Annotated in this window: 30 protein-coding genes; 16 read left to right on the forward strand and 14 right to left on the reverse strand. The window is 66.4% G+C overall.

Annotated elements, in window-relative coordinates:
- From AO501_RS17435 to AO501_RS17445, 3 genes are all read right to left on the reverse strand, one after another.
- Window positions 1–488 (reverse strand): PE family protein (locus AO501_RS17435; RefSeq protein WP_156452636.1); only part of this gene is annotated, 488 nt, incomplete at its 3' end.
- A 588-nt stretch (window positions 489–1,076) separates the two neighbouring features.
- Window positions 1,077–1,364 (reverse strand): hypothetical protein, encoded by a 288-nt coding sequence (locus AO501_RS17440; protein WP_156452637.1) that lies wholly within the window; start codon window positions 1,362–1,364, stop codon window positions 1,077–1,079.
- A gap of 195 nt (window positions 1,365–1,559) precedes the next feature.
- On the reverse strand, window positions 1,560–1,865 hold the full coding sequence (locus AO501_RS17445; protein WP_055578913.1) for an MTH1187 family thiamine-binding protein: 306 nt from the start codon (window positions 1,863–1,865) through the stop codon (window positions 1,560–1,562).
- Window positions 1,866–1,905: 40 nt separating this feature from the next.
- On the opposite strand from AO501_RS17445, the gene dtd reads away from it, so the two are divergent.
- Both dtd and AO501_RS17455 read left to right on the forward strand, forming a co-directional pair.
- Window positions 1,906–2,337, forward strand: a complete 432-nt coding sequence (dtd, locus tag AO501_RS17450; protein ID WP_055578914.1) for a D-aminoacyl-tRNA deacylase — start codon at window positions 1,906–1,908, stop codon at window positions 2,335–2,337.
- Between the two features lie 16 nt (window positions 2,338–2,353).
- Entirely contained in the window at window positions 2,354–3,262 is a 909-nt protein-coding gene (locus AO501_RS17455) for a class I SAM-dependent methyltransferase (RefSeq protein ID WP_055578915.1), read from the forward strand.
- A 4-nt stretch (window positions 3,263–3,266) separates the two neighbouring features.
- Here AO501_RS17455 and AO501_RS17460 read toward each other — a convergent pair whose 3' ends face one another.
- Genes AO501_RS17460 through AO501_RS17470 form a run of 3 tightly spaced genes read right to left on the reverse strand, consistent with a single transcriptional unit; the run spans window position 3,267 to window position 7,155 of the window.
- Complete coding sequence (locus AO501_RS17460; RefSeq protein WP_371934955.1) at window positions 3,267–4,178, reverse strand: carbon-nitrogen hydrolase family protein; 912 nt, start codon at window positions 4,176–4,178, stop codon at window positions 3,267–3,269.
- An 18-nt stretch (window positions 4,179–4,196) separates the two neighbouring features.
- Window positions 4,197–5,222 (reverse strand): zinc-binding dehydrogenase, encoded by a 1,026-nt coding sequence (locus AO501_RS17465; RefSeq protein ID WP_055578917.1) that lies wholly within the window; start codon window positions 5,220–5,222, stop codon window positions 4,197–4,199.
- A gap of 4 nt (window positions 5,223–5,226) precedes the next feature.
- A complete protein-coding gene (locus AO501_RS17470) occupies window positions 5,227–7,155 on the reverse strand; it encodes a flavin-containing monooxygenase (RefSeq protein ID WP_055578918.1) in 1,929 nt (642 codons plus the stop codon).
- 83 nt (window positions 7,156–7,238) lie between these two features.
- On the opposite strand from AO501_RS17470, the gene AO501_RS17475 reads away from it, so the two are divergent.
- From AO501_RS17475 to AO501_RS17485, 3 genes are all read left to right on the forward strand, one after another.
- Complete coding sequence (locus AO501_RS17475; protein WP_055578919.1) at window positions 7,239–7,634, forward strand: hypothetical protein; 396 nt, start codon at window positions 7,239–7,241, stop codon at window positions 7,632–7,634.
- Window positions 7,635–7,710: 76 nt separating this feature from the next.
- The gene (locus tag AO501_RS17480) at window positions 7,711–8,169 is read left to right on the forward strand and encodes a hypothetical protein (protein ID WP_055578920.1); all 459 of its coding nucleotides are present in this window, start codon (window positions 7,711–7,713) and stop codon (window positions 8,167–8,169) included.
- A gap of 111 nt (window positions 8,170–8,280) precedes the next feature.
- On the forward strand, window positions 8,281–9,411 hold the full coding sequence (locus AO501_RS17485; RefSeq protein WP_055578921.1) for a nitronate monooxygenase: 1,131 nt from the start codon (window positions 8,281–8,283) through the stop codon (window positions 9,409–9,411).
- 3 nt (window positions 9,412–9,414) lie between these two features.
- Here AO501_RS17485 and AO501_RS17490 read toward each other — a convergent pair whose 3' ends face one another.
- The 4 genes from AO501_RS17490 to AO501_RS17505 all read right to left on the reverse strand — a co-directional run bounded on the left by AO501_RS17490 (window position 9,415) and on the right by AO501_RS17505 (window position 11,969).
- The gene (locus AO501_RS17490) at window positions 9,415–9,633 is read right to left on the reverse strand and encodes a hypothetical protein (RefSeq protein ID WP_055578922.1); all 219 of its coding nucleotides are present in this window, start codon (window positions 9,631–9,633) and stop codon (window positions 9,415–9,417) included.
- 62 nt (window positions 9,634–9,695) lie between these two features.
- Window positions 9,696–9,977, reverse strand: coding sequence for a hypothetical protein (locus AO501_RS17495; protein ID WP_055578923.1), 282 nt, complete (start codon window positions 9,975–9,977; stop codon window positions 9,696–9,698).
- 16 nt (window positions 9,978–9,993) lie between these two features.
- Window positions 9,994–10,401, reverse strand: coding sequence for a hypothetical protein (locus tag AO501_RS17500; RefSeq protein WP_055578924.1), 408 nt, complete (start codon window positions 10,399–10,401; stop codon window positions 9,994–9,996).
- A 161-nt stretch (window positions 10,402–10,562) separates the two neighbouring features.
- Window positions 10,563–11,969: a PE family protein gene (locus AO501_RS17505; protein ID WP_055578925.1), complete on the reverse strand. Its 1,407-nt coding sequence runs from the start codon at window positions 11,967–11,969 to the stop codon at window positions 10,563–10,565.
- Between the two features lie 181 nt (window positions 11,970–12,150).
- Here AO501_RS17505 and AO501_RS17510 point away from each other — a divergent pair, with 181 nt between their 5' ends.
- From AO501_RS17510 to AO501_RS17520, 3 genes are read left to right on the forward strand one after another with little or no spacing between them, the layout of a single operon-like run.
- A complete protein-coding gene (locus AO501_RS17510) occupies window positions 12,151–13,446 on the forward strand; it encodes a cytochrome P450 (protein ID WP_055578926.1) in 1,296 nt (431 codons plus the stop codon).
- A 15-nt stretch (window positions 13,447–13,461) separates the two neighbouring features.
- Window positions 13,462–14,475, forward strand: a complete 1,014-nt coding sequence (locus AO501_RS17515; RefSeq protein WP_055578927.1) for an alcohol dehydrogenase catalytic domain-containing protein — start codon at window positions 13,462–13,464, stop codon at window positions 14,473–14,475.
- A gap of 3 nt (window positions 14,476–14,478) precedes the next feature.
- On the forward strand, window positions 14,479–15,036 hold the full coding sequence (locus AO501_RS17520) for a YceI family protein (RefSeq protein WP_055578928.1): 558 nt from the start codon (window positions 14,479–14,481) through the stop codon (window positions 15,034–15,036).
- Window positions 15,037–15,040: 4 nt separating this feature from the next.
- Here AO501_RS17520 and AO501_RS17525 read toward each other — a convergent pair whose 3' ends face one another.
- Window positions 15,041–16,186 carry a DUF7159 family protein gene (locus tag AO501_RS17525; protein ID WP_055578960.1) on the reverse strand — a complete coding sequence of 382 codons (1,146 nt, stop codon included), beginning with the start codon at window positions 16,184–16,186 and terminating at the stop codon, window positions 15,041–15,043.
- A 576-nt stretch (window positions 16,187–16,762) separates the two neighbouring features.
- On the opposite strand from AO501_RS17525, the gene ag85B reads away from it, so the two are divergent.
- Window positions 16,763–17,743 (forward strand): diacylglycerol acyltransferase/mycolyltransferase Ag85B, encoded by a 981-nt coding sequence (ag85B, locus tag AO501_RS17530; RefSeq protein ID WP_055578929.1) that lies wholly within the window; start codon window positions 16,763–16,765, stop codon window positions 17,741–17,743.
- A gap of 82 nt (window positions 17,744–17,825) precedes the next feature.
- Here the strand turns inward: ag85B and AO501_RS17535 are convergent, their stop codons facing one another.
- Entirely contained in the window at window positions 17,826–18,392 is a 567-nt protein-coding gene (locus AO501_RS17535) for a hypothetical protein (RefSeq protein WP_055578930.1), read from the reverse strand.
- Window positions 18,393–18,440: 48 nt separating this feature from the next.
- Between AO501_RS17535 and AO501_RS17540 the strand changes: the two genes are divergently transcribed.
- From AO501_RS17540 to AO501_RS17570, 7 genes are all read left to right on the forward strand, one after another.
- Window positions 18,441–19,022, forward strand: coding sequence for a chorismate mutase (locus AO501_RS17540; protein ID WP_055578931.1), 582 nt, complete (start codon window positions 18,441–18,443; stop codon window positions 19,020–19,022).
- 107 nt (window positions 19,023–19,129) lie between these two features.
- Window positions 19,130–19,546 carry a transglycosylase family protein gene (locus AO501_RS17545; RefSeq protein WP_055578961.1) on the forward strand — a complete coding sequence of 139 codons (417 nt, stop codon included), beginning with the start codon at window positions 19,130–19,132 and terminating at the stop codon, window positions 19,544–19,546.
- A gap of 51 nt (window positions 19,547–19,597) precedes the next feature.
- Window positions 19,598–20,053: an SRPBCC family protein gene (locus tag AO501_RS17550; protein WP_055578932.1), complete on the forward strand. Its 456-nt coding sequence runs from the start codon at window positions 19,598–19,600 to the stop codon at window positions 20,051–20,053.
- A gap of 23 nt (window positions 20,054–20,076) precedes the next feature.
- Window positions 20,077–20,907 (forward strand): SDR family oxidoreductase, encoded by an 831-nt coding sequence (locus AO501_RS17555; RefSeq protein WP_055578933.1) that lies wholly within the window; start codon window positions 20,077–20,079, stop codon window positions 20,905–20,907.
- Between the two features lie 7 nt (window positions 20,908–20,914).
- Complete coding sequence (locus AO501_RS17560) at window positions 20,915–21,331, forward strand: lipoprotein LpqH (RefSeq protein WP_055578934.1); 417 nt, start codon at window positions 20,915–20,917, stop codon at window positions 21,329–21,331.
- 3 nt (window positions 21,332–21,334) lie between these two features.
- Window positions 21,335–22,651, forward strand: coding sequence for a cytochrome P450 (locus tag AO501_RS17565; protein WP_055578935.1), 1,317 nt, complete (start codon window positions 21,335–21,337; stop codon window positions 22,649–22,651).
- 72 nt (window positions 22,652–22,723) lie between these two features.
- A complete protein-coding gene (locus tag AO501_RS17570; protein ID WP_055578936.1) occupies window positions 22,724–23,167 on the forward strand; it encodes a nuclear transport factor 2 family protein in 444 nt (147 codons plus the stop codon).
- 7 nt (window positions 23,168–23,174) lie between these two features.
- On the opposite strand, the gene AO501_RS17575 is transcribed toward AO501_RS17570, so the two are convergent.
- Both AO501_RS17575 and AO501_RS17580 read right to left on the reverse strand, forming a co-directional pair.
- Window positions 23,175–24,320, reverse strand: coding sequence for an amidohydrolase family protein (locus AO501_RS17575; RefSeq protein ID WP_055578937.1), 1,146 nt, complete (start codon window positions 24,318–24,320; stop codon window positions 23,175–23,177).
- The gene (locus tag AO501_RS17580) at window positions 24,317–25,669 is read right to left on the reverse strand and encodes a glutamine synthetase family protein (protein ID WP_055578962.1); all 1,353 of its coding nucleotides are present in this window, start codon (window positions 25,667–25,669) and stop codon (window positions 24,317–24,319) included. The genes AO501_RS17575 and AO501_RS17580 overlap by 4 nt, the downstream gene beginning before the upstream one ends.
- Window positions 25,670–25,690: the final 21 nt, after the last annotated feature.

The following is a 25,690-nucleotide window of genomic DNA, read 5'->3' on the forward strand; positions in this document are numbered from 1 at the left end:
GGGGCAACGGCGCCGCCGGGCCCGCCCGGGGCACCAGACCCACCGGCGCCGCCGTTGCCCCAGAGAATGCCGCCGCCGCCGCCGTTCTGCCCGGTTCCAGGGGCGCCGTTGGTCCCGTCCCCGATCAGCGGACGCCCGAGTAGCAGATTGGTGGGCGCATTGATGACGCCCAGCACGGCTTCTTCCAGCAATCCGAGCGGCGACGTGCTGGCTGCCTCGGCGGCCGCATATGACGCACCGGCATTGCTCAACGCCCGCGCGAACTGCGACTGAAAGGCCTCCGCCTGAACGCTCACCAACTGGTAAGCCGCACCATGTCCGGAGAACAACGCCGCGATCGCGGCCGACACCTCATCCGCGGCCGCCGCCAACACCCCGGTGGTTGACGCCGCCGCAGCGGCGTTGGCCGTGCTTACTGACAACCCAATGCCCGACGCCTGCGCTGCCGCTGCCGCCATCAATTCCGGTGCTGCAATCACAAACGACATTTAAAAACTCCCGCTGGAATGTTGGGGAAAGAAGGTATCCATTAGTATCACCCCTGCGAGGTAAAATCGCGGCACTTCCAATTATGTGGATCTTCGCGTCACCGATCGCGCGACACGCAGCGCTACAGGCAGCGGGCGAGGATCGACCGTGACCACTTTAGGATACGAAAGTGTCTGTATAGCAGCATAATTCGGATCTTTGACTAACGCAGCGGAGCTCGGCCGCGACAGTGCCGTACCGGCGCTCAGCGCAGGTGGTCAGCGGCTCCGGCCATCGGTGGCGAAAGCGTTTTTGCAAAGACTTCGACCTGCTGAATTTCGTCCGCAGGCCGTTATTCGCGGCCGTAATGAATTCATTTATTTTTGACGCGGGTTCCGTCGCTTTGCAGGTAGGCTGCCTGGCGGAACGCGAATATCCACATCTGACTCTAATAATTGACGGCTTTAACTGGCGGCGGAAGCGGAGAAAATCTGTTTCCGCCGAACGAACTAATGTTCCGCGGGCGCGCGTTTGCCGCTGACAGTCCCCCTCGTCCCACGAATGGGCCCCGAGGTGCTACCGCCCTCGGAGCAACGCGACTCAGGTGTCTAGACCGCTGACCTAACCGGCCCGGCCCGGCTCCCCCGGTCGACCGGGCTGTCCCGGCTGTCCCGGCTGACCGGGCTGCCCCGGTTCTCCTGGCTGACCCGGTTCACCACCCTGGCCCGGTTCACCGCCAGCGCCGCCGGCTCCGCCCGGCCCGCCCGCGCCGCCCGGACCGCCGTCACCGCCGCGACCGCCGTCACCGCCTCTGCCTCCGGCACCGCCGCGGCCGCCGGCACCACCGGCACCGCCCGCGCCCCCGCGACCACCGGCACCGCCCTGGCCGCCCTCACCCCCGCGAGCACCCTCTTCGGTCGGGTCGGTCATGAGATCCGCACCGGTACGCGTGCCGACGACTTCAACATTGGGTGGCCTCCTGCTGGTTCGCTCTGTGCGATCGGGTTTACGCTACGCGCATCGATCGAGCGATCGGCACTCCCATCCGACCGATAGTGGGAGAAGGTCGCGTTCAAAACCGCTATACAGCCCTAGCCGTCGGACAGGTACCGCTCGACCGACTCAACCTTGTGCGTCATCGCGTCGGTTGTCCCCGCGCGCATGTCGGCCTTGATCACGGTGCTCACCCGGGGTGCCCGCGCCGCTACCGCCTCCACCGCCCGCTGCACCACGGCCATCACTTCCGCCCAACTGTCGCCCTCGATGACGGTGAACATGGAATCCGTCTTATTGGGCAGCCCAGACTCGCGAACCACCCGGACCGCCTCGGCAACGATCTCGCCGACGGCCTCCCCAACGCCCATCGGGGTAACCGAAAACGCAACCAGCACAGACACCTCACGAGCCTACCGAGCCGTCATGGCAGCATCGACGCCCATGCGGGTGCTGGTGCAACGGGTCTCTTCGGCGGCGGTGGTGGTGGACGATCAGGTGGTCGGCGCCATCCGGCCGCCGGGCCAGGGCCTGCTCGCCTTCGTCGGCGTCACCCACGGCGACGGCCCCGACCAGGCTCGTCGTCTGGCCGAAAAGCTTTGGACACTAAGGATTCTCGACGAAGAGAAGTCCGCCTCCGACGTCGGCGCGCCGATCCTGGTGGTCAGCCAGTTCACCCTCTACGCCAACACCGCCAAGGGCCGTCGCCCCTCCTGGAATGCGGCAGCACCCGGGCCCATTGCCGAGCCGTTGGTGGCCGCGTTCGCCGACGCGCTGCGCGCGCTGGGCGCACACGTCGAGACGGGGACCTTCGGCGCGCACATGCAGGTCGAGCTGACCAACGACGGGCCGGTGACCGTTTTGCTGGAGTTGTGACGGGTACGTTCGCTCTATGACGACATCTGATTTCGGGTCCCTCCGTGCCGACGACGACCAGTGGGACATCGTCAGCGGTGTCGGGTATACCGCCCTGCTGGTTGCGGGTTGGCGCGCGGTGCACGCCCTGAGTACGCGGCCGCTCGTGCGCGACGAGTACGCACAGCACTTCATCACCGCCACCGCGGACCCCTATCTGACCGGATTGCTGAAAAACCCCGGCACCTCCGAAGACGAAACCACCTTCCCCCGGCTGTACGGCGTGCAGACCAGGTTCTTCGACGACTTCTTCACCAACGCCGGCGAAACCGGCATCCAGCAGGCGGTGATCGTCGCCGCCGGCCTGGACTCCCGGGCGTACCGCCTCGACTGGCCATCGGGGACAACGGTTTTCGAAGTCGATTTGCCGAAAGTGCTGGAGTTCAAAGCGCGGGTGCTGGACGACCTCGGCGCGAAACCCAGGGCGCAGCGGGTCGCGGTCGCGGCGGATCTGCGCGGCGACTGGACCGCCGAACTCATCAAGGCCGGCTTCGACCCCCAAGCCCCTGCCGCCTGGTCGGTGGAGGGGCTGCTGCCGTACCTGACCGGCGATGCCCAGGAGACGTTGTTCGCTCGGATCCACGAAAACAGCGCCCCAGACAGTCGGATTGCCACCGGCGCCCTGGGGTCTCGCCTGAATCACGACCAGCTCGCTGAACTGGAACGGTCGCACCCCGGTGTCAACATGTCCGGGGACGTCGACTTCTCCGCGCTCACCTACGACAACCCGGCGAATCCGGCGGACTGGCTCCGGGAGCACGGGTGGTCGGTCGAGCCCGTCCGGAACACTCTCAATCTGCAAGCCGGTTATGGGCTCACTCCGCCGCCCGTGGACGTGAAGATCGACAGCTTCATGCGGTCGCAGTACGTGACGGCCACCCGCTGACCCGTCAGGACGCGGCGACGTGCCGTCGGTAATAGCGGCGGCCGTGCAGGCGTTGATAGTGCCATACCGCCGCGGGCAGCGCCCCCCGCGCGTGCAGCCAAAAACGTTCAGGCACATCTGAACTCGGCGCACACCGCCCCGTCGAGACGTCCGCCACCGCCACCCCTTCACCCTCGCCCGCAGCCGCCAGCACCGTGCCGTCGGCGGCGACGATCATGGTGCCGCCCTCGAAGCGGCCCTCATATCCCAGCGGCAACCAGGGCATCCGGCACCGCACGGTGCCTACGTGGGCCGCGTGCAGAACCGGCGCGCCCACGTAGCCCGCGAACGACGACGCCGCCAGTCGGGCGGTCAACGCGTTGCGCCGTTCCATCCGGCGAAAAGCCGCCCGCGGCCACCAGTCGGGGATCGACCACCAGCCTGAGCCCGTCATCGCCAGGTCGATGCGGCCGCGCAGTCGACGCACGGTCTGGGTTCGCATCAATTCCCAGCACACCGCCGCGCCCACCGTGAGGCCGCTGACGTCGATGACGCCGTCGTCGTGGCCGCCGATGTAGAAGGCGTTCTCCCACATCGTCGGAAGGTCTTTGTCGTGGCGGCCGGCAACGCCCTGCGATGTCACGACCAGATACGCGTTGCGCACGTTTCCGTCGGGGTCCCGGATCAACAACGAACCGCCGATCATCACCTCGTGGCGGCGCGCCAGCGCGATCAGTAGTTCGGTGGCCTTGCCGTCGGCGGGCAGGGCGGCATCCGCCAGTTCCGGCCAGAAACCGACGCCGGTGGTGAAGAACTCCGGCAAGGCGATGGTCTGTGCGCCCGCTGTGACGGCATCCTCAACCAGACGTTCGACGGTGGCCAGGTTCGCGTCGACGTCGGCCGGGACCGCCTCGAGTTGGATTGCGGCACAGCGCATAGAGACCATGCTGCCAGATCAGGGCAGCAACAGGACCTTGACGTCGTCGCCGGAACGTGCCGCGGCGGTCGCATAACCCTTGGCGGCCTCGTTGAGCGGCAGCGTCGTGGTGAAGATGCCGTCGACGTGCAACCGGCCCGACTGCAGCAGCGGGATCAGCTCCGGCCACGTGCGCTGTACCGGGGCGGTGGTCCAGCGCACCGTGATGCTGCGGATCAGGCATGCCAGTGCCGGGAAGGGGAACGGCTGCAGGTCGTGCACGCCGACCACCGATACAGTGCCGCCCGGCCGCACCGCGTAGAGCGCGTCGGTCAGGGACGCGTCGCTCGCGACGGCGTCGATCACCGCGTCGGCACCGCGGCCACCGGTGGCGGCCAGGATGGACTCCACCGTCGAGGATGCGACCGGCGTCGCGCCCCAGTCCGCTGCCCGCTGCAACCGCCCCGGCACCCGATCGACCGCGAAAACCGTTGCTGCGCCTTGGGCAAACGCGCTACGCAGCGCGCACAAGCCGACTGCGCCCAGGCCGATCACCGCCACCGTGCCGCCCAGCGGAATGTCGGCGCGCTGGGCCGCCGCCCAACCGGTTGCCAGGTTGTCGGTGAGCAGCAAGGCCTGTTCGGTGCTGATGCCCTCGGGGATCTTGCGCACCTGGAAGTCGGCGGCGTGCACCGCGAGCAGATCGGTCTGAGCGCCGGGAAGCGCACCGCCGCCGAAGATCTGCAGGCCCGAGTGGCACATCACCGGGTCATTGGTGGCGCAACCCGGGCACCTGCCGCAACCGGCTACCGAGGACACCAGCACTTCGTCACCTACTTTGACGGTGCGCACGTCAGGCCCGGCCTCGACGACGGTGCCGAGGGCCTCGTGGCCCAGTGGCACCGGCTCGGTCAGCGGATAGTCACCTTCGTAGAAATGCAGATCGGATCCGCAGATGCCGGCGGCCCGCACCGCGACGATCACGCCGTCCGGGCCGGTGAGGGCCGGGTCGGGCCGGGTGTCCACGCGGATGCTGGCGGGCCCGTCGATGACTACCGTGCGCATCGGCTCACTTCTCCTGTCGCAGAACGAAATCGGACCAGTCCGGCTCGCGCACCGCGGACCAGTATTCGTTGAGCCGCCACGGGCTGACCGTGTGGATCTCGCCGTCGGCGTTCTTGAAGTACGAGTGCTTAACGGCGGGGTGCGACCACACCATCTGCTTGATCTCGGCTTGAGTCCGCTGATGCCACTGCTCGGCGGCTTCGGCGGTGGGCTCCAGCGCGACGAGGCGGTGTTCGGCCATGTGCTGCAAACACAGGTTGATGTACCGCATCTGCAGTTCGGACTGGAAGATCAGGCTGCCACCGTGCGCGAGATGCGTGCCCGGCCCGTAGACCAGGAACAGATTGGGAAATCCCGGCACGGTGATGCCCAGGTGCGCATACGGCCGGCTCCCCCACAGCGCGTGCAGGTCAATTCCGTTGCGGCCGATGATCTTCAGCGGCCACAGCACGTCGGTGTGCCGGAATCCGGTGGCGTACACGATGATGTCGACGTCGTGTGTCACCCCGTCTTCGGTGACGATTCCGCCGGGCGTGATCCGTCGAATCGGCGTCCGGACAAGGTCGACGTTGTCGCGCTGCAGCGTCTTCAGCCAACTTCCGTTGTCCTGCAACGTGCGCTTGCCGGTGGCGGGGTAATCCGGCATCACCTTGGTCAACAAGTCGGATTCCTCGTCAACCTGGCTGGTGATCCACTGGCTGAACATCATTCGCGCGGCGGCGTTGATATCGCTGACCGCGTAGTCCTGGTCGGCGTAGTTCGGGTCGCCGCGCGCCGCATCCAGGCCCTTGTCGGCGCCCGGCCACAGCAGCAGGAAGCGATACCAGCGTCCGTAGTAGGGCAGGTGCCGCATCGCCCAGCGCACACCGTCGCCGACCTCGTCGTGATACATCGGGTTGGGGAACATCCACTGCGCGGTGCGCTGGAAAACCGTGAGGTGCTCCACGATTCCGGCGATCGCCGGCGCGATTTGAAATCCGCTGGCGCCGGCACCGACGAGGGCGACGCGTTTGCCGGAGAGGTCCACCGAGTGATCCCACGCCGCGGAGTGAAACGACGGCCCCGCAAAGGTGTCGGCGCCCTCGATTTCGGGGATATACGGCCTGTTCAGCTGACCCACCGCTGTGATGAGCGCGCGCGCCCGAATGCTGGTGTCGCCTTCGGCGCCCCGGAGGGCCACATTCCACACGCCGGCGGCGTCATCCCATTCGGCGCCGAGGACCTCCGTATTCCATCGAACGGCATCGCCGAGATCATGCTTGGCCATCACCGCGGTGAAGTAACTCTGCAGCTCCGGCTGTTCGGCGAAGAAATGGGTCCAGTCGTTGTTGGGTTCGAAACTGTAGCAGTAGAAGTGGTTCGCGACGTCCACCCGGGCGCCGGGATAGCTGTTCTCCCACCAGGTTCCGCCGGGGCCGGCGTTCTTCTCGATGATGGTGAACGGGATGTTGGCCTGTTTGAGCCGGATTCCGCCCAGGATGCCCGATTCGCCGCACCCGATCACGACAACCGGGAAGTCCGCCACTGACGCGGCCGGCAGTGCCACCGGCCGACGTGGGTCGACACCCTCGAGGTCCATCTCCTCCCGCGCCAGCGGCAGGTAGTCATCGGGAACGTGTTCGCAGGCGGCCCAATCCATCATTTCCCGAATCAGTTCGTCGCTCAGCGGCGGCGGTTCCGGGCAGCCGCGGTCACGGTAGTCGGCGATCACCGCCAGCGCCTCGGCCCGCGCACGGGCCTTGTCCTCCTCGGACATGAAGCCTTGTACTTCGTTGAGGAACAGGCCCATCTGTTTGAAGTCTCGGATGAAGCGGGGATCGCCGGTGATGTGTACCAGGGACAGCAGCAACGTCGGGATGCTGACGTCCTGCAGTGCGGCTGCGATTTCCGCGGTGGGCGTGGTGAAGGGTTCTCCGGCGTACCGGCTGCGCATCGAGTGCGGTCCTTTCGGTCGATACAATTACGCTACCCAAGGTTGCGTAATTGGCAGCCCCACGCTACCCGCGGTGCCGCGCCGTGAGCAAGAGTGTGCTGGTCGAGCATGGCGAGGCGTGCGAGGATCTCCGCGTGACTGCGCGCCGCACCGGTGAGACTGCTGTAAAAGTGGCGTTGCTGACCGGGATCTGCATGGGCGTCGCGGCCGCGTTGACATCGGTGTTTCCGGCCAGCGCCTACTGGACGCAGCCGTTCGTTTGCCGGGGCGGGTACGAATTGGCCTACCGCACCTCGCGCTACACCCAGTCGTCCAATCGCACCAGCACCAGCGTGCACTTTCAGTGCGCCGGTACGGCCGACGGGTACGACGCGAATGTCGTGCTGATCGGAGCGTTGCAGACGGTATTGGTGGCAGTGGTGTTGAGTGCTGTGCTGTTCGCCGCGCGGGTGAGAGCGCGACGGCAGGAGCGGCGCTGAAGATTGGCGAGAACGCGTTCTCGTCGGCCGCGGCACTGCCCCGAGAATTTGACGCGACGATCGGAGGCGGAGTGCGATGACACCACTGCTGACGGCCTGCAGTGGTTTTCTGCTGGCTGTGCTGTGGATGGACCTGATCTTCGACGTGCAGGTGTTCAAGCACACCGAGGCCGAGTTGCCCGAGCCCGTGCTGGCGTCGATCGCGGGCTACTATCGCCGCGCCACCACCACCTCCCGCCCGATGGGCCGGTTGATCGCCCTGGTGATGCTGATCTTGTTGGGCGCGCTGGCCTTTCAGGCAGCAGACGGTCGCGACCCGGTGTGGCTGCTGGTGATATCGGGTGGCGCCGCCGGCCTTCCGGTAGCTCTGGCTTTGATGCGCACAGTCCCGAATGCGATCCGGTTGGGCAGCCGCGCCGACCCGCCGGCCCAGCAGAGCCGCCTCGCTCGTGCGGTCTGCCGAGACCACCTGATCTGCTTCGCCTGCATGCTGGGTTTCCTGGCGTTGTGGCTCACCCGCGGCCTGCAGATCTGAAGGGGCCTAGTTCGAACAAACGGGACCAGGCTGGCCTCGTCGGCAATGCTGGTATTAAACTAGAACACGTTTCAATTTTTGGCATCGGTCCCGCGCCCCACAGGAGTAGGCATGCACACCGCGCTATGCGATCAACTCGGCATCGAGTTCCCGATCTTCGCTTTCACCCACTGCCGCGATGTCGTCGTCGCTGTCAGTAAAGCCGGCGGATTCGGCGTGCTGGGCGCGGTCGGCTTCACCCCCGAGCAGCTGGAGATCGAGCTGAACTGGATCGACGAGAACATCGGGGACCACCCCTACGGCGTGGACATCGTCATTCCCAACAAGTACGAGGGCATGGACGCGCACCTGTCGGCAGAGGAACTGGCCGACACCCTGCGCAAGATGGTGCCGCAGGAGCACCTGGACTTCGGCAAGAAAATCCTTGCCGATCACGGCGTTCCGGTCGAAGACAGCGACGGCGACAGCCTGCAGCTGCTGGGCTGGACCGAGGCGACCGCCACCCCCCAGGTCGAGGTCGCGCTCAAGCACCCGAAGGTGACCATGATCGCCAACGCGCTGGGCACCCCCCCGGCGGACATGATCAAGCACATTCACGCCGAGGGCCGCAAGGTGGCGGCGCTGTGCGGTTCGCCGTCACAGGCCCGCAAGCACGCCGACGCGGGCGTCGACATCATCATCGCCCAGGGCGGCGAGGCCGGTGGTCACTGCGGCGAGGTCGGTTCAATCGTGTTGTGGCCCCAGGTCGTCAAGGAGGTGGCGCCGGTCCCGGTCCTGGCCGCCGGTGGCATCGGCAGCGGACAGCAGATCGCCGCGGCGCTCGCGCTGGGCGCGCAGGGCGCATGGACCGGTTCGCAGTGGCTGATGGTCGAGGAATCCTCGAACACCCCGGTTCAGCAAGCCGCGTACATCAAGGCAGGCAGCCGGGACACGGTGCGCAGCCGCTCCTTCACCGGCAAGCCGGCCCGGATGCTGCGCAATGACTGGACCGAGGCCTGGGAGCAGCCGGACAACCCCAAGCCGCTCGGAATGCCGTTGCAGTACATGGTTTCCGGCATGGCGGTGCGAGCCACTAACCGGTACCCCAACGAGTCGGTCGACGTGGCTTTCAACCCGGTGGGGCAGGTGGTCGGTCAGTTCCAGAAGGTGGAGAAGACCGCCACTGTCATCGAGCGGTGGGTGCAGGAATACCTGGAGGCCACCACGCGGCTGGACGAACTGAACGCCGCTGCGGCTATCTGACGCTCAGTCCAGGTCGTCGTCTTTACCGGTAAAGACTTCCTTCACCCGGTCGACCGCGTGCGTGCCGATCTCGATCGAGTTCTGCACGATGCCGCTGGCGCCACCGGCGATGTCGCCGCGGATGATGTCGCTGGCGTGCTCGACGATGTCCGACGCCTTCTCGACAGCGTTGGTGGCGATGTCGCGGACGGCGTCTACGGCATCTTTGGGATCGAAGGCCATGGCGGATCTCCTATTCAGTGACGTTCGTTGGCGGACGTTGGGTATGACTGTAGGCGGCGGCGTCAGTAGTCGACGAGGGTGCGCCAGTAGTCCTCGGGAATCTCGCCGCCGGAGCGCAGCACCCGGGCCAGTCCCGCGGCCATCGCGATTCCGAGAAGGCCGAGCCACAATCCTGCCAGTCCGATAACCCACCACAGCACGGTGGTCACCGTCGGCCAGGGCGACACCACGGCCAGCACGGGGGCGAAAAAGAACCCGGTGCCGATGTACCACGCGGAGCCGGCCCGGTCAGACGCCAGCACAAACCGCAGCCACCGCGGAATCGGGGCAGCCTGCGCGGACATCGGGATCAGCCGGGATCTACGGCTCGGGCGGGAAGAAACCGGCTCCGGTGAACCAGCCCTCCTGCCAACCCTGCGCGCCCAGGCACAGCATCGGCAGTCCGGCCGGCGACTGGGCCGCCACGTTGGGAGCCGGACACGGCGCGCCGATCTGCTGGACACCGCGAAGGGGGTAGGAGATGACCCAGTATCCGGTGGTCGCCGCCGGGAACTGGTTGGGTGGCGGGAAGTGGCAGGCCTCGGCCTGGCCGCTGGGGCCGCGCCCGAAGATGAAACGTTCGTAGTTGTCGCAGGGCGCACCGAGCGACGCGTCGTAGTTCATCCCCGGAACGTCACCCTCCCAACGTCCGTTGTCGGCACCGGCGACCGGCGCTGCCCCGATCATCGAACCCGTGATCGCAGCGGCGGCGAGTAATTCGCGAATCATGTCTTCCGCTCGTCCTTTCCTGGCACCGGTGCCTTGTTCCTCAAGAGCATATCGTTTGCTGCAGTCGCCACAAGGGCGTATCCGCAGCCCAATTCCACGGCCGCCGGCTTAGCCATTTTCAGCGCCACTTCGGACCCGACGGGCCGGGCCGGAAAGCGTGACTATGCGAGAGTCAGGCAGCCGTTCACCGGCGGGATCAGATGCAGTATCGATCCCAGCGCACAGCTCAGCACGGATAGCCCGGTGACGCTCGGTTGGCCAAAGCTCAACGACAGTCCGGGATTCAGGGACGGAACGTAGGGGTAGGTGTCGGGCAGGTACGACGGTGGCAACAGGCCGATGTCGACCAGGGCGGCCTGTGGTCCCTGGACTGCCCCCTTGGCCAGGTCGAAGGTGACGGTGACGGGGTCGATCACCTGCCACAGCCGCGCCGGAGTGGGCACGTTCGGGTAATCGGCGCCGATGCCGATGTTGCCGTAACCCAGATCGACCAATACCCGCAGGTCCGGCTGTATCACGTCGGCCAGCGCCGGCCCCAGCAAGGGAATGTCGCGGATCGGCTGCACCAGGGGCAGATTCTGGGTCAGAAGCATGTAGTACTGGGTATTGCCGATGTATCCCGGAGCCGTCGGTAGCAAAAGCGCGCTACCGACCTGGGCTGCCGTCAGGTGCTGATAGGTGTCGTGCAGATAGAAGTAGCCCATGATGGCGTTCAGGTCGGACAGGACATGCAGCGGGTATTGCGGGGCGTTGGCCACCCCTTCGTACTGAATCGCGTACATGCTGGTCGGATAGGGGCTGTTCGGCGGGGTCGCGCCGGTGAACGGCACGTCCAGGAACGGGATGTAGAAGCCGGGGAACCGCGCGAGGATGCCGCCGTCGGGAGTGTTGGGGTTGCTCGCCAGCACGAAGGACAGCTGGCCCGCATACGGCGCGCCCACCGCCATCAGCGCGTTGATCTCATTGGTGGCGATCGCGGCGCTCTGCGAGTAGCCGAACACGACGACGGAGTTGCCCAGCGTGTTGATCTGATGATTGATCTCGTTATTCAGCAGCGTGACGCCCTGGGTGACGGACTGGCCGAACGTCAGGTTTCCGGTGACGGGCCAGAACTGCTCGGGCGTGAACAACCCTTGTGGCAGTGCCCCCGGAAAACGGGGCTGGATATAGGCGTCATTGATGGCGGCCACGTACTCGGGAATCGGCTGCGGATTGTCGGTGCCCCCCATGATCAGTGCCACCAGTGGATCCGCGCCGGCGGCGTGCGAGAAGCCGGCAACCAGAGACGCGTTCGCCGCCTCCGTCTCCGCATAAGAACTCGCGGCCCACGCGAGCGCCGCGCTGAACCGGGCGTGAAATGCTGTCGCCTGATCGGCAATGGCCTGGTACTGCTTGCCGTACAACGACATTGCGTTGGCGATGGCTACTGAGACCTCGTCGCCGGCCGCGGCTACCACGCCGGATATCGGTGCCGCCGCGGCAGCATTGGCGCTGTCGATCGCCGCTCGAATCTCGCTGAGATCCGCGGCGGCGGTCGTCAACGTTTCCGGAGCGCTCAGCGCGAACATGTCACCTCTGTCGAATCGGCACTGAGGTAAATCAAACGGCCGCCGTGGTGGCGCTGCTAGTGCCGAAAGTCCCCGTCCGTTCGGCTTCGACGTCTTTTGCTCCCAGGCTTCCCAAGTGTGGTGTAGCAAGGAAGTATTGGCACGGGATGCCCCTGTGAACACGGTTACGAGGAGTAGGCAATTGTCAACGACGCCAGCCGAACCGCAAGCAAAGCCGAACCTGCCGCCCGGGTTCGATTTCACCGACCCGGATATCCACGCCGAGCGTCTGCCGGTCGAGGAACTGGCCGAGCTACGCCGAACCGCACCGATCTGGTGGAACGAGCAGCCCTACGGGGCGGGCGGTTTCGACGACGGCGGTTTCTGGGTGGTCACCAAGCACAAGGACGTCAAGGAGATCTCCCGGCGCAGCGACGTGTTCTCCAGCCTGCAAAAGACCGCACTCCCCCGCTACAAGGACGGCACCGTCGGGGAGCAGATCGAGCGCGGCAAGTTCGTCCTGCTCAACCAGGACGCCCCGCAGCACACCCACCTGCGCAAGATCATCTCGCGCGGCTTCACGCCCCGCGCCGTCGAACGCTTGCGCGACGACCTCGCCGAACGTGCCCGTCGCATAGTCGAAGTGGCGGCTTCGCAGGGTTCCGGCGACTTCGTCGAGCAGGTGTCCTGCGAGCTGCCGTTGCAGGCGATCGCCGGCCTGCTGGGTGTTCCGCAAGAGGACCGGATGAAACTGTTCCACTGGTCCAACCAGATGGTGGGTGACCAGGATCCCGAGTTCGCCACCAACGACGCCATCACCGCCTCGGTCGAGCTGATCATGTACGCCATGCAGATGGCGGCCGATCGGGCGCAGAACCCCGGCGAAGACATTGTCACCAAACTGGTCCAGGCCGACGTCGACGGGCACAAACTCACCGACGACGAGTTCGGCTTCTTCGTCATCCTGCTGGCCGTGGCCGGCAACGAGACCACCCGCAACTCCATCACGCAGGGCATGATGGCCTTCACCGACTTCCCCGACCAGTGGGAGCTCTACAAACGGGAACGTCCGGTCACCACCGCCGACGAGATCGTCCGGTGGGCAACCCCGGTCACCTCCTTCCAGCGCACCGCCCTGCAGGACTACGAGTTGTCGGGTGTGCAGATCAAGAAGGGCCAGCGAGTGGTGATGGTCTACCGCTCAGCCAACTTCGACGAGGACGTGTTCGACGACCCGTTCACCTTCAACATCAAGCGCGATCCCAACCCGCATGTGGGATTCGGTGGCACCGGGGCGCACTACTGCATCGGCGCCAACCTGGCCCGCATGACGATCGACCTGATGTTCAACGCGATCGCCGACGCGATGCCCGATCTGGAGTCGGTCGGCAAGCCGGAGCGCCTGCGGTCGGGCTGGCTCAACGGAATCAAGCACTGGCAGGTTGATTACCACACCGACGGAACAGCTTCCGGCCAGCAATGCCCGGTAACCCACTGATCGACAGAGAGCGACATGCCCACTCATAAGGCCGTACACGTTCAGTCCGCGGGCGCCCCGCTCGAGCTCGCCGAAGTCGAGACATCGCCTCCCGGGCGCGGCGAGGTGCGTATCACGGTGACCGCCTGCGGCATCTGCGGCACCGATGCCCACTTCGTCAACGGCGGGTTCCCCGACATGTCATGGCCGCTGACACCCGGCCACGAAATCGCCGGGACCATCGCTGAACTCGGGGACGGTGTCGAAGAATTCGCGGTGGGTGACCGCGTCGCCGTCGGCTGGTTCGGTGGCAACTGCAATCACTGCGACCCGTGCCGCAAAGGCATTCTGATCCACTGCGCCAACGGAAAGGTGCCCAGCTGGCAGTATCCGGGCGGATACGCGGAATCGGTGACCGTTCCGGCCACCGCACTGGCCCGGATTCCGGACGGGCTCAGCGATGTCGAGGCGGCCCCGATGGGGTGTGCCGGCGTCACCACCTACAACGCCCTGCGCCACACCAGGGCGCTGCCCGGTGACCGGGTCGCGATTCTCGGTGTCGGAGGTCTCGGGCACCTGGGTGTGCAGTGGGCCCGTGCGATGGGATTCGAGACGATCGCCATCGCGCGAGGCGGCGGCAAAGCCGAGGACGCGAAAAAGCTGGGCGCTCACCACTACGTCGACTCCACCGCCGTCAACGTCGCCGAAGCTCTCCGCACCCTGGGTGGGGTCGCGGTTGTGCTTGCCACGGCGGGCAATTCGCAGGCCATGGCCGATACGGTCGGGGGGCTGCTGCCGCAGGGCGAGCTGGTCACGATCGGGGTGACGCCAGAGCCGCTACCGATCAGTCCAGTCCAGTTGATCACCCCCGGGCTCAGCATCATCGGCCATCCCTCGGGAACCGCGAAAGATGTTGAGGAGACAATGCATTTCGCGCTCCTGTCGGGTGTGCGCGCCTGGATTGAGGAGTTGCCGCTGTCGCAGGCCGCCGACGGCTACGCGGCGCTCGAGCAGGGCCGGGCACACTACCGCACCGTCCTCACCGTCTGACTCATGGCCACCGACGATGACGCAGTATGGACCTTCGATGCTGCCGATGGCGAATTGATTCTGCACACCGGAGTTGCCGGCCGCGCGGCGCGGATGGGCCACCGGCTCACCATCGCGATGACCCGGTGGCAGGCAAGCGTGAATTGGTCTGGTGGGCAGCCTGATACGGCGACCCTCGTGGTCGAGGTGGATTCCTTCGAGGTGCTCAGCGGCGAAGGCGGCGTCAAGGGGCTGTCCGGCCCGGAGAAGACGCTGGTGCGCTCCAATGCACTGAAGTCATTGTCCGCCAACAAGTTTCCCGAGATCCGTTTCGACGCTGACGCCATCGACAAGACGCCCGAGGGCTACCGACTGAACGGGACCCTGCAGATCCGGGGCAAGCAGCGCGAACACGTCGTCGATCTGCACACCGAGGAACTGGACGACTCGTGGCGCCTGTCACTGCAGTCCACGGTTCGCCAGTCCGATTTCGGCGTCAAACCCTATTCACTGCTGATGGGATCGCTGCAAGTCGCCGACGACGTGACGGTGTCCTTCGAGGCGACCCGGCGCAAGGCCTGAGCGGCTACTCCGGCGGGCGCCCCGGCTCCGCGAACGTGCCGGGGATGTGTTCGAGCACGCGGCTGAGCCGCAACGGGCCATCGGCGGGTTCCGCGGGATCCGGCTCGGGCACGATCGCCGTCGGCGCGCCGCCCGGCGCCGATTCCTGAACCTGCTCGCCGGAGGTGAGTCGCACCGGCTCCTGCTGCACCGGAGGCGCGACCGGAGCCGCTTGCGCGGGGGGCGGCACGGGTGCGGGAGCCACCGCCTCGGCCATCGGCGGGGTGGACTTGTGCGCCGGCCGGGACGGAGCGGAATCCTGACCCGGAGCGAGCTGCAGGCCCACCGCCAGCGAGACCGACGCCACGAACGTCACCGCCGCGGCTGCCAGGGTGGTCGCCGCCCCGGCGAACTGGCGCGAGCGCACGGGCACGGCGGCGACGGGCGCGGCGGCGCCGGCGGCCACCAGTTCGGCGTCGGTGAACTCCGTGCTCTGCGCCGCTGCCAGTGCTGCCCCGCGGGCGACGGTCACCTGCGCCATGGTCTGGGAGAACACCGGGACCGGCAGCGCATTTTCCAGCTGCCAGGAGAAATCGCTGACGTCGTGCTGGGAACCGACCACCACCACGCCGCCCGGACGCCAGGTGCTGCGGTCGAACATTCCGGTGAGCCAGGACGCCAACCCGTCGTAGCCGCCGCGCACGTGCTTGACGGCGGTCTGCGTCTCACCGTCGTGGGTGTCAACCATGACCACCGTCGCCCACTCGCGCTCGAGGATGCACACCGCGGTCTGCTCGTAACCGATCACCGGCGCGATGGCCTGCGCCAGCGTTTCGACGGCGGCAAGCTGGCGGACGGGCACGACGTTGTCGAAGCCCGCGTCGGTGAGTGATTCCAGCAGCAGGGCGGCCTGGGCTGAGGCGTCGTCACTCCAGGTCACTCCGACGACCCGCAACCGGTGGTCGTCGGCTTCGGCAACCTCACTGGCCCGCAGAACTTCGGCGGTCACCTGCTGTGCCGTGCTCACGGCACGCACTCCGTGGCTGTGCTGCGAACCGTCCTGCAACTGCACTTCACGGTGGTCAAGGATGGCGCCGTCGGCTCCGTGCCCTTCAGCAAGGACCCACCCGACCGTGGTCGGCGTCACCGATAGCCCAAGTACCGTATCCAAATCTCGCACCTCAATCATTCCCGGAGCCGGCCGCGCGCTCAGCCGCGTTACAGGCACCAAGGGGCTAGGTGCTGGGGCGCGGGAGTGCCGGAATTGCCCGGGATAGCTGTCTGCAGTCGGATTGCTCCGAGCGAGCCTACGCGCTCGGAGCACGTTCGTCTTGGCCGGTGTTGAACTTGCCGGGAAACCCGCAGGTGACTCTCAAATACCCGTGATCTGCGCAATCGGCACCCCGAAAACTGCCCTCGCGGGTGGCGGTAAACCGGGCGATGGTTGCTCGGCGCGACGGCGATCGCACCGGCGCAAAACCGGTCCGCGCCCTTGCGCGCTTGCGACTCCACCCGATTTCAACTGCGTAACGCCTGCATAACGCCGCGGCGTGTGTCGCGTTCGGGCGTGTCGGCCGCGGGCTATAACGAATGCGGTGATCCACCGAGGGTTCCGGTAACACAGTTGCTGTATCCGCGGCGGTAACCGATATGGAACTGAAATGTGATTGCGTCCGAATCGACATTCGGCCCAGTCACGCGGTAAGTTCTGCCGGGAACAAAAGACATAAGGACAAGGGGCACAGGTATGACAGACGTGAGCGGGAAGATACGGGCCTGGGGTCGCCGACTCCTGGTCGGTGCGGCTGCGGCCGCGACCCTGCCGGGCCTGATCGGACTCGCCGGCGGTGCGCCGACCGCGGGAGCATTCTCCCGGCCAGGTCTGCCGGTCGAGTACCTGCAGGTGCCGTCAGCGGCGATGGGACGCAGCATCAAGGTGCAGTTCCAGAGCGGCGGCGACAACTCTCCTGCGCTGTACCTGCTCGACGGCCTGCGCGCCCAGGACGACTACAACGGCTGGGACATCAACACCCCGGCGTTCGAGTGGTACTACCAGTCGGGCATTTCGGTGGTCATGCCGGTCGGCGGCCAGTCCAGCTTCTACAGCGACTGGTACAGCCCCGCCTGCGGCAAGGCCGGTTGCTCCACCTACAAGTGGGAGACCTTCCTGACCAGCGAGCTGCCCTCGTACCTGCAGAGCAACCGCAGCGTCAAGCCGACCGGGAGCGCCGCGGTGGGTCTGTCGATGGCCGGTTCCTCGGCCATGATCCTGGCCGCCTACCACCCCGCCCAGTTCATCTACGCCGGCTCGCTGTCGGCGCTGCTGGACCCGTCCCAGGGTATGGGGCCGTCGCTGATCGGCCTGGCCATGGGTGACGCGGGTGGCTACAAGGCCTCCGACATGTGGGGTCCGTCCAGCGACCCGGCGTGGCAGCGCAACGACCCGTCGCTCCAGATCCCGACGCTGGTGGGCAACAACACCCGCCTGTGGGTCTACTGCGGTAACGGCAAGCCCAGCGAGCTGGGTGGCGCGAACCTGCCCGCCGAGTTCCTGGAGAACTTCGTCCGCAGCAGCAACATCAAGTTCCAGGACGCCTACAACGCGGCCGGTGGACACAACGCCGTCTTCAACTTCCAGAACGACGGCACGCACAGCTGGGAGTACTGGGGTGCGCAGCTGGTCGCCATGAAGGGTGACCTGCAGGGCGCCCTGGGCGCCCGGGGCTGACCCGCACGACAACTGCTACTACTGCGCTTGACGGCTTCGGCCGTCAAGCGCAGTAGTGCGTTCAGGGGATATCCGCGCGGTTTTAGCCGCTGATCTCGGCGGTGACGTCCACCCACCCCGTGGTGTCGGTGCGGTGATCGCTGGTGTTGCGGCATTCGCCGTAGATCCGCGCCACACCCAGGCTCGCGTTGTCGTCGTCGCGGTAGATCAGCGCCGTGACCTGGCTCTTGGACATTGACTTGCTGTACGGGTGACCGCCGGGCGACAGGCCCTCCACCCAGCCGCCGGCGGTCAGCGCCTTGGCGACGGCCGGGAGGTAGACGTCGGCGCGGGTATCCGCGGGAATCGTGAAGGTCAAATACACCGCGCCCTGGTACGGCGGGTTGTCGCGGTCCCGGCACGACATCAACAGATAGCCTGCCGTCGTCGTGCGCAGCTGCGCGGCCGAGACGACGTCCCGGGCGGCGCCCACCGCCTGGGTCCGGCTCTGTTGGTCCGACAACGGTGGTCCCGGACGATGGAGAGCGTCGGCGGGCGTGGCGTGCAGCTGGTCCACGGCCAGGAAGGCGCCGCCCAGCAGCAGCGAGGTCCCCAGGGTGGCGGCGAGCAGAGACCGGGCCTGGGTCGAGCGCAACCAGTCTGCACGCATGCCACCATTGTTCGTCAGGACCTGAACACTCGACGAGGGAGGGCCGCGATGCTGCATGCCGCGTCCCGCGCGGCTCTGGTCGTGGTTGCCCTGGTGCTCGCCGGTGGTCCCGCGCCGCAGAGCCGGGCCGAGGGTTCCGGCCCGCTGACCGCTCTGGTTGATGCGCTGGCTGAGCGGCTCGCGATCGCCGAGCCGGTGGCCGCCTACAAATGGGGCGCACACGCCGCCATCGAGGATCCGGTTCGCGTGCAGCAGGAGCTGGTGACGCTGCGCGAGGACGCCGCCTCGGCACAGGTCGACCCGGATTACGTCGCCCGCGTGTTCAGCGATCAGATCGCCGCGACCGAAGCGATCGAGTACTCCCGGTTCGCGGATTGGAAGCTGGCGCCGGCCGCGGTGCCTCCCGCTCCGGCCGATCTTGCCGCCTCACGGGCCGCCATCGACGCCCTGAACACTAAGATTTTGTCTCACATATCACTTAATTGGGGTTTGCTGAACTCCCCCGCATGCCCGGGTCTGCTGCGGAACGCCCGCAGCGAGGTGACGCGGCTGCGTGGACTGGACAACCTGTATCAACGTGCGCTTACGGCGGCAACCGCCGCCTACTGCCAGGCTCAGCCACCCGCCTGAGGCACCCGCCGGAACGGCGTTTGCGCCAATCTCATTGCGGTAGACAACTGATCTCATAATTTTTTCTAGTGGGTAACGCTTTGAACACGCTCGGCGAAATGCCGGGCATGACGAACATCACAAAGCCCCTCATCAAGTCCGCCATCACCGCGGGATTCATCGCCACCGGCATGTCGCTGTCCGCCGGCACCGCCGACGCCGACGCCATGAACTGGGAGGCCGTCGCACAGTGCGAATCCGGCGGCAACTGGGCCGCCAACACGGGCAACGGCGCCTACGGCGGTCTGCAGTTCAAGCAAGCCACGTGGGAGGAGTACGGCGGCGTCGGAAACCCCGCGAAAGCCTCCAAGCAGCAACAAATCGCCGTAGCGAACAAGGTTCTGGCCGGTCAGGGACCGGGCGCGTGGCCGAAGTGCGCCAGCGCCGGCGGCATGGGTCCGGGGATCGCGCAACTGCCCAAGCCGGGTGGAACGCTGACTCAGACCATCAGCCAGATCATCGGGATGTTCACGCCCAAACAATGATTATCGGCGGGGCGCCGCGTTTCGTTACACGCGACGTGATTGGATCCTTCTATGGAGGGTTCAGCAACGGTTCATATGGCAGCGCCGGCAGACAAAATCTGGGAATTAATTGCCGATATTCGAAATACCGGGCGCTTCTCACCGGAAACCTTCGAGGCCGAGTGGCTCGACGGCGCGACCGGCCCCGAACTCGGAGCTCGGTTCCGCGGCCACGTTCGGCGCAACGAGATCGGCCCGGTGTACTGGACCACCTGCGAGGTGACGGCCTGCGAGCCCGGTCGCGAATTCGGGTTTGCTGTGCTGGTCGGCGACCGGGTGGTGAACAACTGGCATTACCGGCTGGAGCCGACTCGTGACGGGACGGACGTCACCGAGTCTTTCCGGCTCGCTCCGTCGCCGTTCAACAACGTCTACCTGGTGTTGGGAGGCTTCTTACGTAAACGTCGCAACATAAGAGACATGACGAAGACGCTGCATCGCATCAAAGATGTGGTCGAAGCAGGCTGAGGGGCTGGGCGGAGATCACCTCGATGAAGACGATATTCATCACCGGTGCGGGCAGCGGGATGGGCCGGGAAGGCGTCAAGCTGTTCCACGGCAAAGGCTGGCGCGTCGGCGCCGTAGACCGCAATGACGACGGCCTGGCCGCGCTCAGTGTGGAGTTGGGCGCCGGCCTGTGGACCCGAGTGGTCGACGTGACCGACAAGGCGGCGCTGGATGCGGCCCTGGCCGACTTCTGCGCCGGCAACGCCGGCGGCGGGCTCGACATGATGTGGAACAACGCCGGTATCGGTGAAGGCGGCTGGTTCGAGGATGTGCCGTACGAGGCCGCCATGCGGGTCGTCGACGTGAACTTCAAGGCCGTGCTGACGGGCGCCTACGGGGCACTCCCCTACCTGAAGAAGGCGCCGGGCAGCCTGATGTTCTCGACGTCGTCCTCCTCGGGCACCTACGGCATGCCGCGCATCGCCGTGTACTCGGCGACCAAGCACGCCGTCAAGGGACTGACGGAGGCGCTGAGCGTGGAATGGCAGCGCCACGGCGTGCGGGTCGCCGACGTGCTGCCCGGCCTGATCGACACCGCCATCCTCACCTCGACACCTCAGCACTCCGACGGGTCGGAAACGCAGATGACCCACGATGAGTTGCGCGCTGCCGCGCCCAAGAGAGGGATGTTCCGGCTGATGCCGGCCTCCAGCGTCGCCGAGGTGGCGTGGCAGGCCTACCAGCATCCGACGCGGCTGCACTGGTATGTGCCCGGCAGCATCCGCTGGATCGACCGGCTCAAGGGGATCAGCCCGGAGTTCGTCCGAAATCGCATCGTCAAAGCATTGCCCAGGCTGGACCCGAAGCAGCAATAATGTCCTGGTGCAGAACCGGATGGTGGTAACGGCAGGAATCGCATTGGCACTCACCGTGTCCGGCTGCGGCGGCACTCAGATCATGCCCCGCAAGGCCGCGCATCTGACCCTCGACGGCTCCGCCCACACCACGCGCCCGCCGGCGTGTAGTCAGATGCAGGCCTATCGGACCATCGACATTCGCGATCGTGACGGCCAGGTGCAGGCGGTGATGTTGATCAGCGGCGACCGGGTGATTCCGCAGTTCGTCAAGATCCGCAACATCGACGGCTTCACCGGCAGCTACTACGAGGGCGGGGTGGGCGACGCGCACGTGGACGTCAACAAGAACGCCTACACCATCACCGGCAGCGCATCCGGCATCAACAGCAACAACCCGAACAAGGTCGTCACGACGGACTTCAAGATCAGCGCCGAGTGCTGACCGGTGAAGGACAGACTGCACTGGTTCGCAATGCACGGCGTGGTCCGCGGGGTGGCCAAACTCGCGGTCCGGCGGGGTGACCTGCAAGCCAGGTTGATCGCCGACCCGGCTGTCGCCGACGACCCGGTGCCGTTCTATGACGAAGTACGACGCCGCGGCGGATTGGTGCGCAACCGGGCGAACCTGATGACGGTCGACCACCGACTCGCCCACGATTTCCTTCGCTCCGACGATTTCCACGTCGTCAACTTCGGCGATAGTCTGCCGAAACCGTTGCGCTGGTTGGAACTTCGCACCCGCGACCACCGCCTGCACCCGCTGCGGCCGCCGTCGCTGCTGGCGGTCGAACCGCCCGATCACACCCGCTACCGCAAGACCGTCTCGGCGGTGTTCACCTCGCGGGCGGTGAACGCGCTGCGCGACCGGGTTCAGCAGACGGCGGACGAACTGCTCGATCGGCTCTCCGACCGGCCCGGCGGGGTCGACATCGTCGGCCGGTACTGCTCCCAGCTACCGATCACCGTCATCAGCGAGATCCTCGGGGTGCCGGAGTACGACCGCCGGCGTGTGCTGGAGTTCGGCGAGTTGGCCGCCCCGAGTCTGGACATCGGGTTGCCCTGGCGGCAGTACGTCCGCGTGCAGCGGGGTACGGCAGGCTTCAACGCGTGGCTGGTGCAGCATCTACATGAGCTGCAACGCAACCCGGGTGACGACCTGATGAGTCAATTGATTCAGACCGCCCAGGGCGGCAGCGAGGACAGCTATCTCGACGACATCGAGTTGCAGGCAGTCGCAGGGCTGGTCCTGGTCGCCGGCTTCGAGACCACGGTCAACCTGTTGGGCAACGGAATCCGGATGCTGCTCGACCATCCCGATCAGCTGGACAAGCTGCGGGAGCGGCCCGAGTTGTGGCCAAACGCGGTGGAGGAGATCCTGCGGCTCGACTCGCCCGTGCAGCTGACCGCGCGGGTGGCCGGGCGCGACGTCGAGGTGGCGGGGATGCCGATCTACCGCGGCGAGGTGGTGGTCGTCTATCTGGCCGCCGCCAACCGGGACCCCGCCGTGTTCGCCGACCCGCACCGCTTCGATGTCGAAAGGGCAAACGCGGGAAGGCATCTCGCGTTCTCGACGGGACGCCACTTCTGCCTCGGTGCGGCGCTGGCGCGAGCCGAGGGCGAAGTCGGGCTGCGCACCTTCTTCGAACGTTTCCCCGACGTCCGGATCGCAGGTAGCGGGAGCCGGCGCAGTACGCGAGTACTGCGCGGCTGGTCCACCCTGCCGGTACAACTCGGACCGGCCCGTTCGATGGCCGCGCGATAGTCGGGCCCGCATGCCGCCGCGCCGTGGTTGACACCCGTGCGGCGGCCTAGTTAATTGACGGGTATGACAGAAATGATCACAGCCGAGAGTGTCGTGACCGGAATGTGGCAAGCGCTCTCGCGGCGGGACTGGGAGGCGGTGCCGACATTCCTGTCCGACGACTGTCTCTACGTCGACATGCCGGTCCCGGCCGTGTCGGCTCGTGGTCCGGAGAACATCGTGACGCGGCTGAAGATCGGGCTGGAACACCTGGCCGGATACGAGAATCACGACGGGGTGTTGGTGTCCAACGGTTCCGACGTCATCTACGAGCACTCCGAGACGTGGACCTTCCCGACCGGGGAGCGGGGCGTCCTCAGGTTCGTCACCGTGCACAAGGTCGTCGACGGCAAAATCGCTGTGTGGAAAGACTATTGGGACATGAACAGCCTGGTGGCCTTCGCGCCGCCGCAGCATTTCGAAAACCTCGCGGGCGGCGACACGTCCTGGATCTTCGACGCCAGCGCCCTGGTGTAGCTACTGCTCACCAGGTGGTCGGGCCGCGAGGGTCGCCGCTGGCGAGACGGTAAATGCGGGCGGCGTTGTGGTGGGCGATCAAGTCGACCACCCGGATGGCGTCCGCCTCGCTCCAGTCGCCGGCGTCGACGAAGCCGTGCAGCACGCGACCGATTGCGTTGCGCCACAACGCGGATCCCAGATAGTGGAGTTCGGCCGGCCCGTACCCGTCCGAGGAGTACAGGATCTTGCGGAACGGCGCGAGTTCGAGGATTCGTGCGACGAACGCCGGCGCCCGGGCGCCCAGCTGGTTCACGGTCAGCCCGCCGTCGATGTACACGTTGTTGAAGGCCTGGGCCAGGTAACCGGCCTGACGCTCGTAGGGATAGCAGTGCAGCAACACGATGGGGGTATCCCCTGAGTTGCGCAGGAAGTCAAGCAGATACAGCGGGTCGGTCTTGTGCAGGTCGCAGTCGCGATCGCCGAGGCCCACGTGGAACTGCAGCGGTTTGCCCAGCCGCAATGCCTGATACAACCCGAACCGCAGCAGCACCCGGTCCTGCAACCGGACGCCGCCTGCATCGCGCCAGTGTTGCGCGGCAATCCTGACTTCGGCCGCGGACGGCTCGCTGAGGTCACCGTCGAACCCGCCACGGTAGGCAAGGATCGATTTGGTGCCGACCGCGCCGGCGGCGCGGCGGGCCAGGATCTCTTCGAAGGCAACAGCGTAATCTCCGTCTGCCTGTGCCGCCTCCTCGGCCACCTGCTCCAGACGCACCACTTCGTAGGCGCGGCGACCGGACAGCTCGCCGAAAGCCGCGACATCGGTGACCCCGTCGGCGAATCCGGTGTCGATCAGCCAGTTGCTCACCCCGGCGGCCGACAGGAACCGCCGCGCCAGGTCGGACTCGCTGTACTGACTGCGGTGTTCCCAATATTCTTGCGGGTCAACATGTCTGGGTAAGCCGAGGACGGCGGCACAGTGGTTGCGCACCGCGAAACCGAGTTGGGTGTCGAAGCCGGAGTCGAAATCGGCGAGGGGCTGAGTGTTGGCTTCGTTGAGCGCGTTCTCGAAACGCCGCCGGTCACCGGCAGACGACCAACACCCGTGCGCGTGCTGGTCGATCAGCGCCACCCGACTAATATGTTGTGCCAACGCAGAATCCGGGGTCATAGGCTCCAGGCCATCCGGAACTTGTCGGCGAGCGCCGCGGGTTCGAGATCCGCGTACCGGTCGTGCTCCATCCGGCGCACCGCGGTCACCGTGTTGACTACCTGATCACCCAGCAATTTACGCATCAGTGCCGAGTCATCCAGTGCCGCAATGGCTTGCGCCTGATCGTCGGGCAGCAGCCGGGTTCCGGCATCGTCCCGCTCCGCTTCGGAAAGCTGTTCGGGGTCCACCGTCGTCTCCGGCGGCAACGTCGCGCGGCCGGTGATGCCGTCGAGTGCCAGGGCCAGTATCGCCGCGGTAGCCAGGTAGGGGTTGGCCGAAGGATCGATGATCTTCACTTCAACGTTGGCACCGTGCGGATTTCCGGGGCCACCTTCGATGAATCGCACTGCGGCCTCACGGTTCTCGATGCCCCAGCAGGCGTAGGCGCCGGCCCAATTGCCTGGCCGCATGCGCAGGCCGGACACGATCGACCCCGACAGAATGCCCTGCGCCTGCGGCAGGCCACGCAGCACCCCCGCGACCGCTGCCTGTCCCGCCATTGTCATGCCACCGGGGCCGGTGCCTCCCGAGAACAGCGGACCCTCCGGGGTGACCAGTGAAAAGTGTTGATGTGCACCCGATCCCACGCTTCCGGCGAACGGCACCGGCGACAGGCTGATCCGCATCCCGTGACGGCGGGCGGCGCGGCCGATGATGATCCGCATCAGCACCAGCTGGTCGGCCGCGGCCACCGGTGGCTGGGGCGCCAGCGAGAGCTCGAACTGATTGGGTCCGTACTCGGGATGGAACTGCTCGATCACGACTCCTGCGGAGGTCGCACCGGCAATCACATCCCGAACGAATGCCTCGTGTTCGAGGACTCCGGCCAGGCCGTACTGCGCCCACAGCGTGGCAGGCAGCCGGCCGCCGCCGGAATCCACCAGCAGGAACTCGATTTCGTGACCGACCGCGGCCTCGATGCCGGCGTCGGCCAAGGCGGCCTCGATGCGGCCCAGGGTCCCCCGGCTGCAGGCCGGGACGGCAGTGCCGTCCTGTTCGAAGAATCCGGCGGGTGCCCATGCCAACCCGTCGCCGATGATGCGCAATGCGGAGAGGTCGATGCGCAGGCGCTGGTCCCCCACCACGGTGACGTCGTCGGTGAACGCGATGCCGGTCTGATCGATGGCGAAGGCATGCCACGTCGGGCTGGCACCCAGGCCGGGATCGGCGAACGTGTTCGTCCGGCGGATCGGGACGGTCTTGGCCAGGGTGAGACCGGCGGGGTTCACCACGGTGCCGATGACGGTGTCGACGCCCTCGGCCTCGAGTTGGGCGATAGCCGCAGCAGCAAGCGGAGTGGCGGTCATGGCAGCCATTCGGCGGTTCCG

It is taken from the genome of Mycobacterium gordonae (assembly GCF_001417955.2).
GTDB lineage: Bacteria > Actinomycetota > Actinomycetes > Mycobacteriales > Mycobacteriaceae > Mycobacterium > Mycobacterium gordonae_B.

Coding starts and splice junctions, on each gene's coding strand:
- AO501_RS17570 (WP_055578936.1), top strand. CDS start 22,724: ATGATCACAGCCGAGAGTGTCGTGACCGGAATGTGGCAAGCGCTCTCG.
- AO501_RS17575 (WP_055578937.1), bottom strand. CDS start 24,320: ATGACCCCGGATTCTGCGTTGGCACAACATATTAGTCGGGTGGCGCTG.
- AO501_RS17465 (WP_055578917.1), bottom strand. CDS start 5,222: ATGCGCACGGTAGTCATCGACGGGCCCGCCAGCATCCGCGTGGACACC.
- AO501_RS17520 (WP_055578928.1), top strand. CDS start 14,479: ATGGCCACCGACGATGACGCAGTATGGACCTTCGATGCTGCCGATGGC.
- AO501_RS17535 (WP_055578930.1), bottom strand. CDS start 18,392: ATGCGTGCAGACTGGTTGCGCTCGACCCAGGCCCGGTCTCTGCTCGCC.
- AO501_RS17485 (WP_055578921.1), top strand. CDS start 8,281: ATGCACACCGCGCTATGCGATCAACTCGGCATCGAGTTCCCGATCTTC.
- AO501_RS17495 (WP_055578923.1), bottom strand. CDS start 9,977: ATGTCCGCGCAGGCTGCCCCGATTCCGCGGTGGCTGCGGTTTGTGCTG.
- AO501_RS17500 (WP_055578924.1), bottom strand. CDS start 10,401: ATGATTCGCGAATTACTCGCCGCCGCTGCGATCACGGGTTCGATGATC.
- AO501_RS17490 (WP_055578922.1), bottom strand. CDS start 9,633: ATGGCCTTCGATCCCAAAGATGCCGTAGACGCCGTCCGCGACATCGCC.
- AO501_RS17540 (WP_055578931.1), top strand. CDS start 18,441: ATGCTGCATGCCGCGTCCCGCGCGGCTCTGGTCGTGGTTGCCCTGGTG.
- AO501_RS17480 (WP_055578920.1), top strand. CDS start 7,711: ATGACACCACTGCTGACGGCCTGCAGTGGTTTTCTGCTGGCTGTGCTG.
- AO501_RS17515 (WP_055578927.1), top strand. CDS start 13,462: ATGCCCACTCATAAGGCCGTACACGTTCAGTCCGCGGGCGCCCCGCTC.
- AO501_RS17555 (WP_055578933.1), top strand. CDS start 20,077: ATGAAGACGATATTCATCACCGGTGCGGGCAGCGGGATGGGCCGGGAA.
- AO501_RS17545 (WP_055578961.1), top strand. CDS start 19,130: ATGACGAACATCACAAAGCCCCTCATCAAGTCCGCCATCACCGCGGGA.
- ag85B (WP_055578929.1), top strand. CDS start 16,763: ATGACAGACGTGAGCGGGAAGATACGGGCCTGGGGTCGCCGACTCCTG.
- AO501_RS17455 (WP_055578915.1), top strand. CDS start 2,354: ATGACGACATCTGATTTCGGGTCCCTCCGTGCCGACGACGACCAGTGG.
- AO501_RS17550 (WP_055578932.1), top strand. CDS start 19,598: ATGGAGGGTTCAGCAACGGTTCATATGGCAGCGCCGGCAGACAAAATC.
- AO501_RS17580 (WP_055578962.1), bottom strand. CDS start 25,669: ATGACCGCCACTCCGCTTGCTGCTGCGGCTATCGCCCAACTCGAGGCC.
- AO501_RS17460 (WP_371934955.1), bottom strand. CDS start 4,178: ATGCGCTGTGCCGCAATCCAACTCGAGGCGGTCCCGGCCGACGTCGAC.
- AO501_RS17470 (WP_055578918.1), bottom strand. CDS start 7,155: ATGCGCAGCCGGTACGCCGGAGAACCCTTCACCACGCCCACCGCGGAA.
- dtd (WP_055578914.1), top strand. CDS start 1,906: ATGCGGGTGCTGGTGCAACGGGTCTCTTCGGCGGCGGTGGTGGTGGAC.
- AO501_RS17505 (WP_055578925.1), bottom strand. CDS start 11,969: ATGTTCGCGCTGAGCGCTCCGGAAACGTTGACGACCGCCGCCGCGGAT.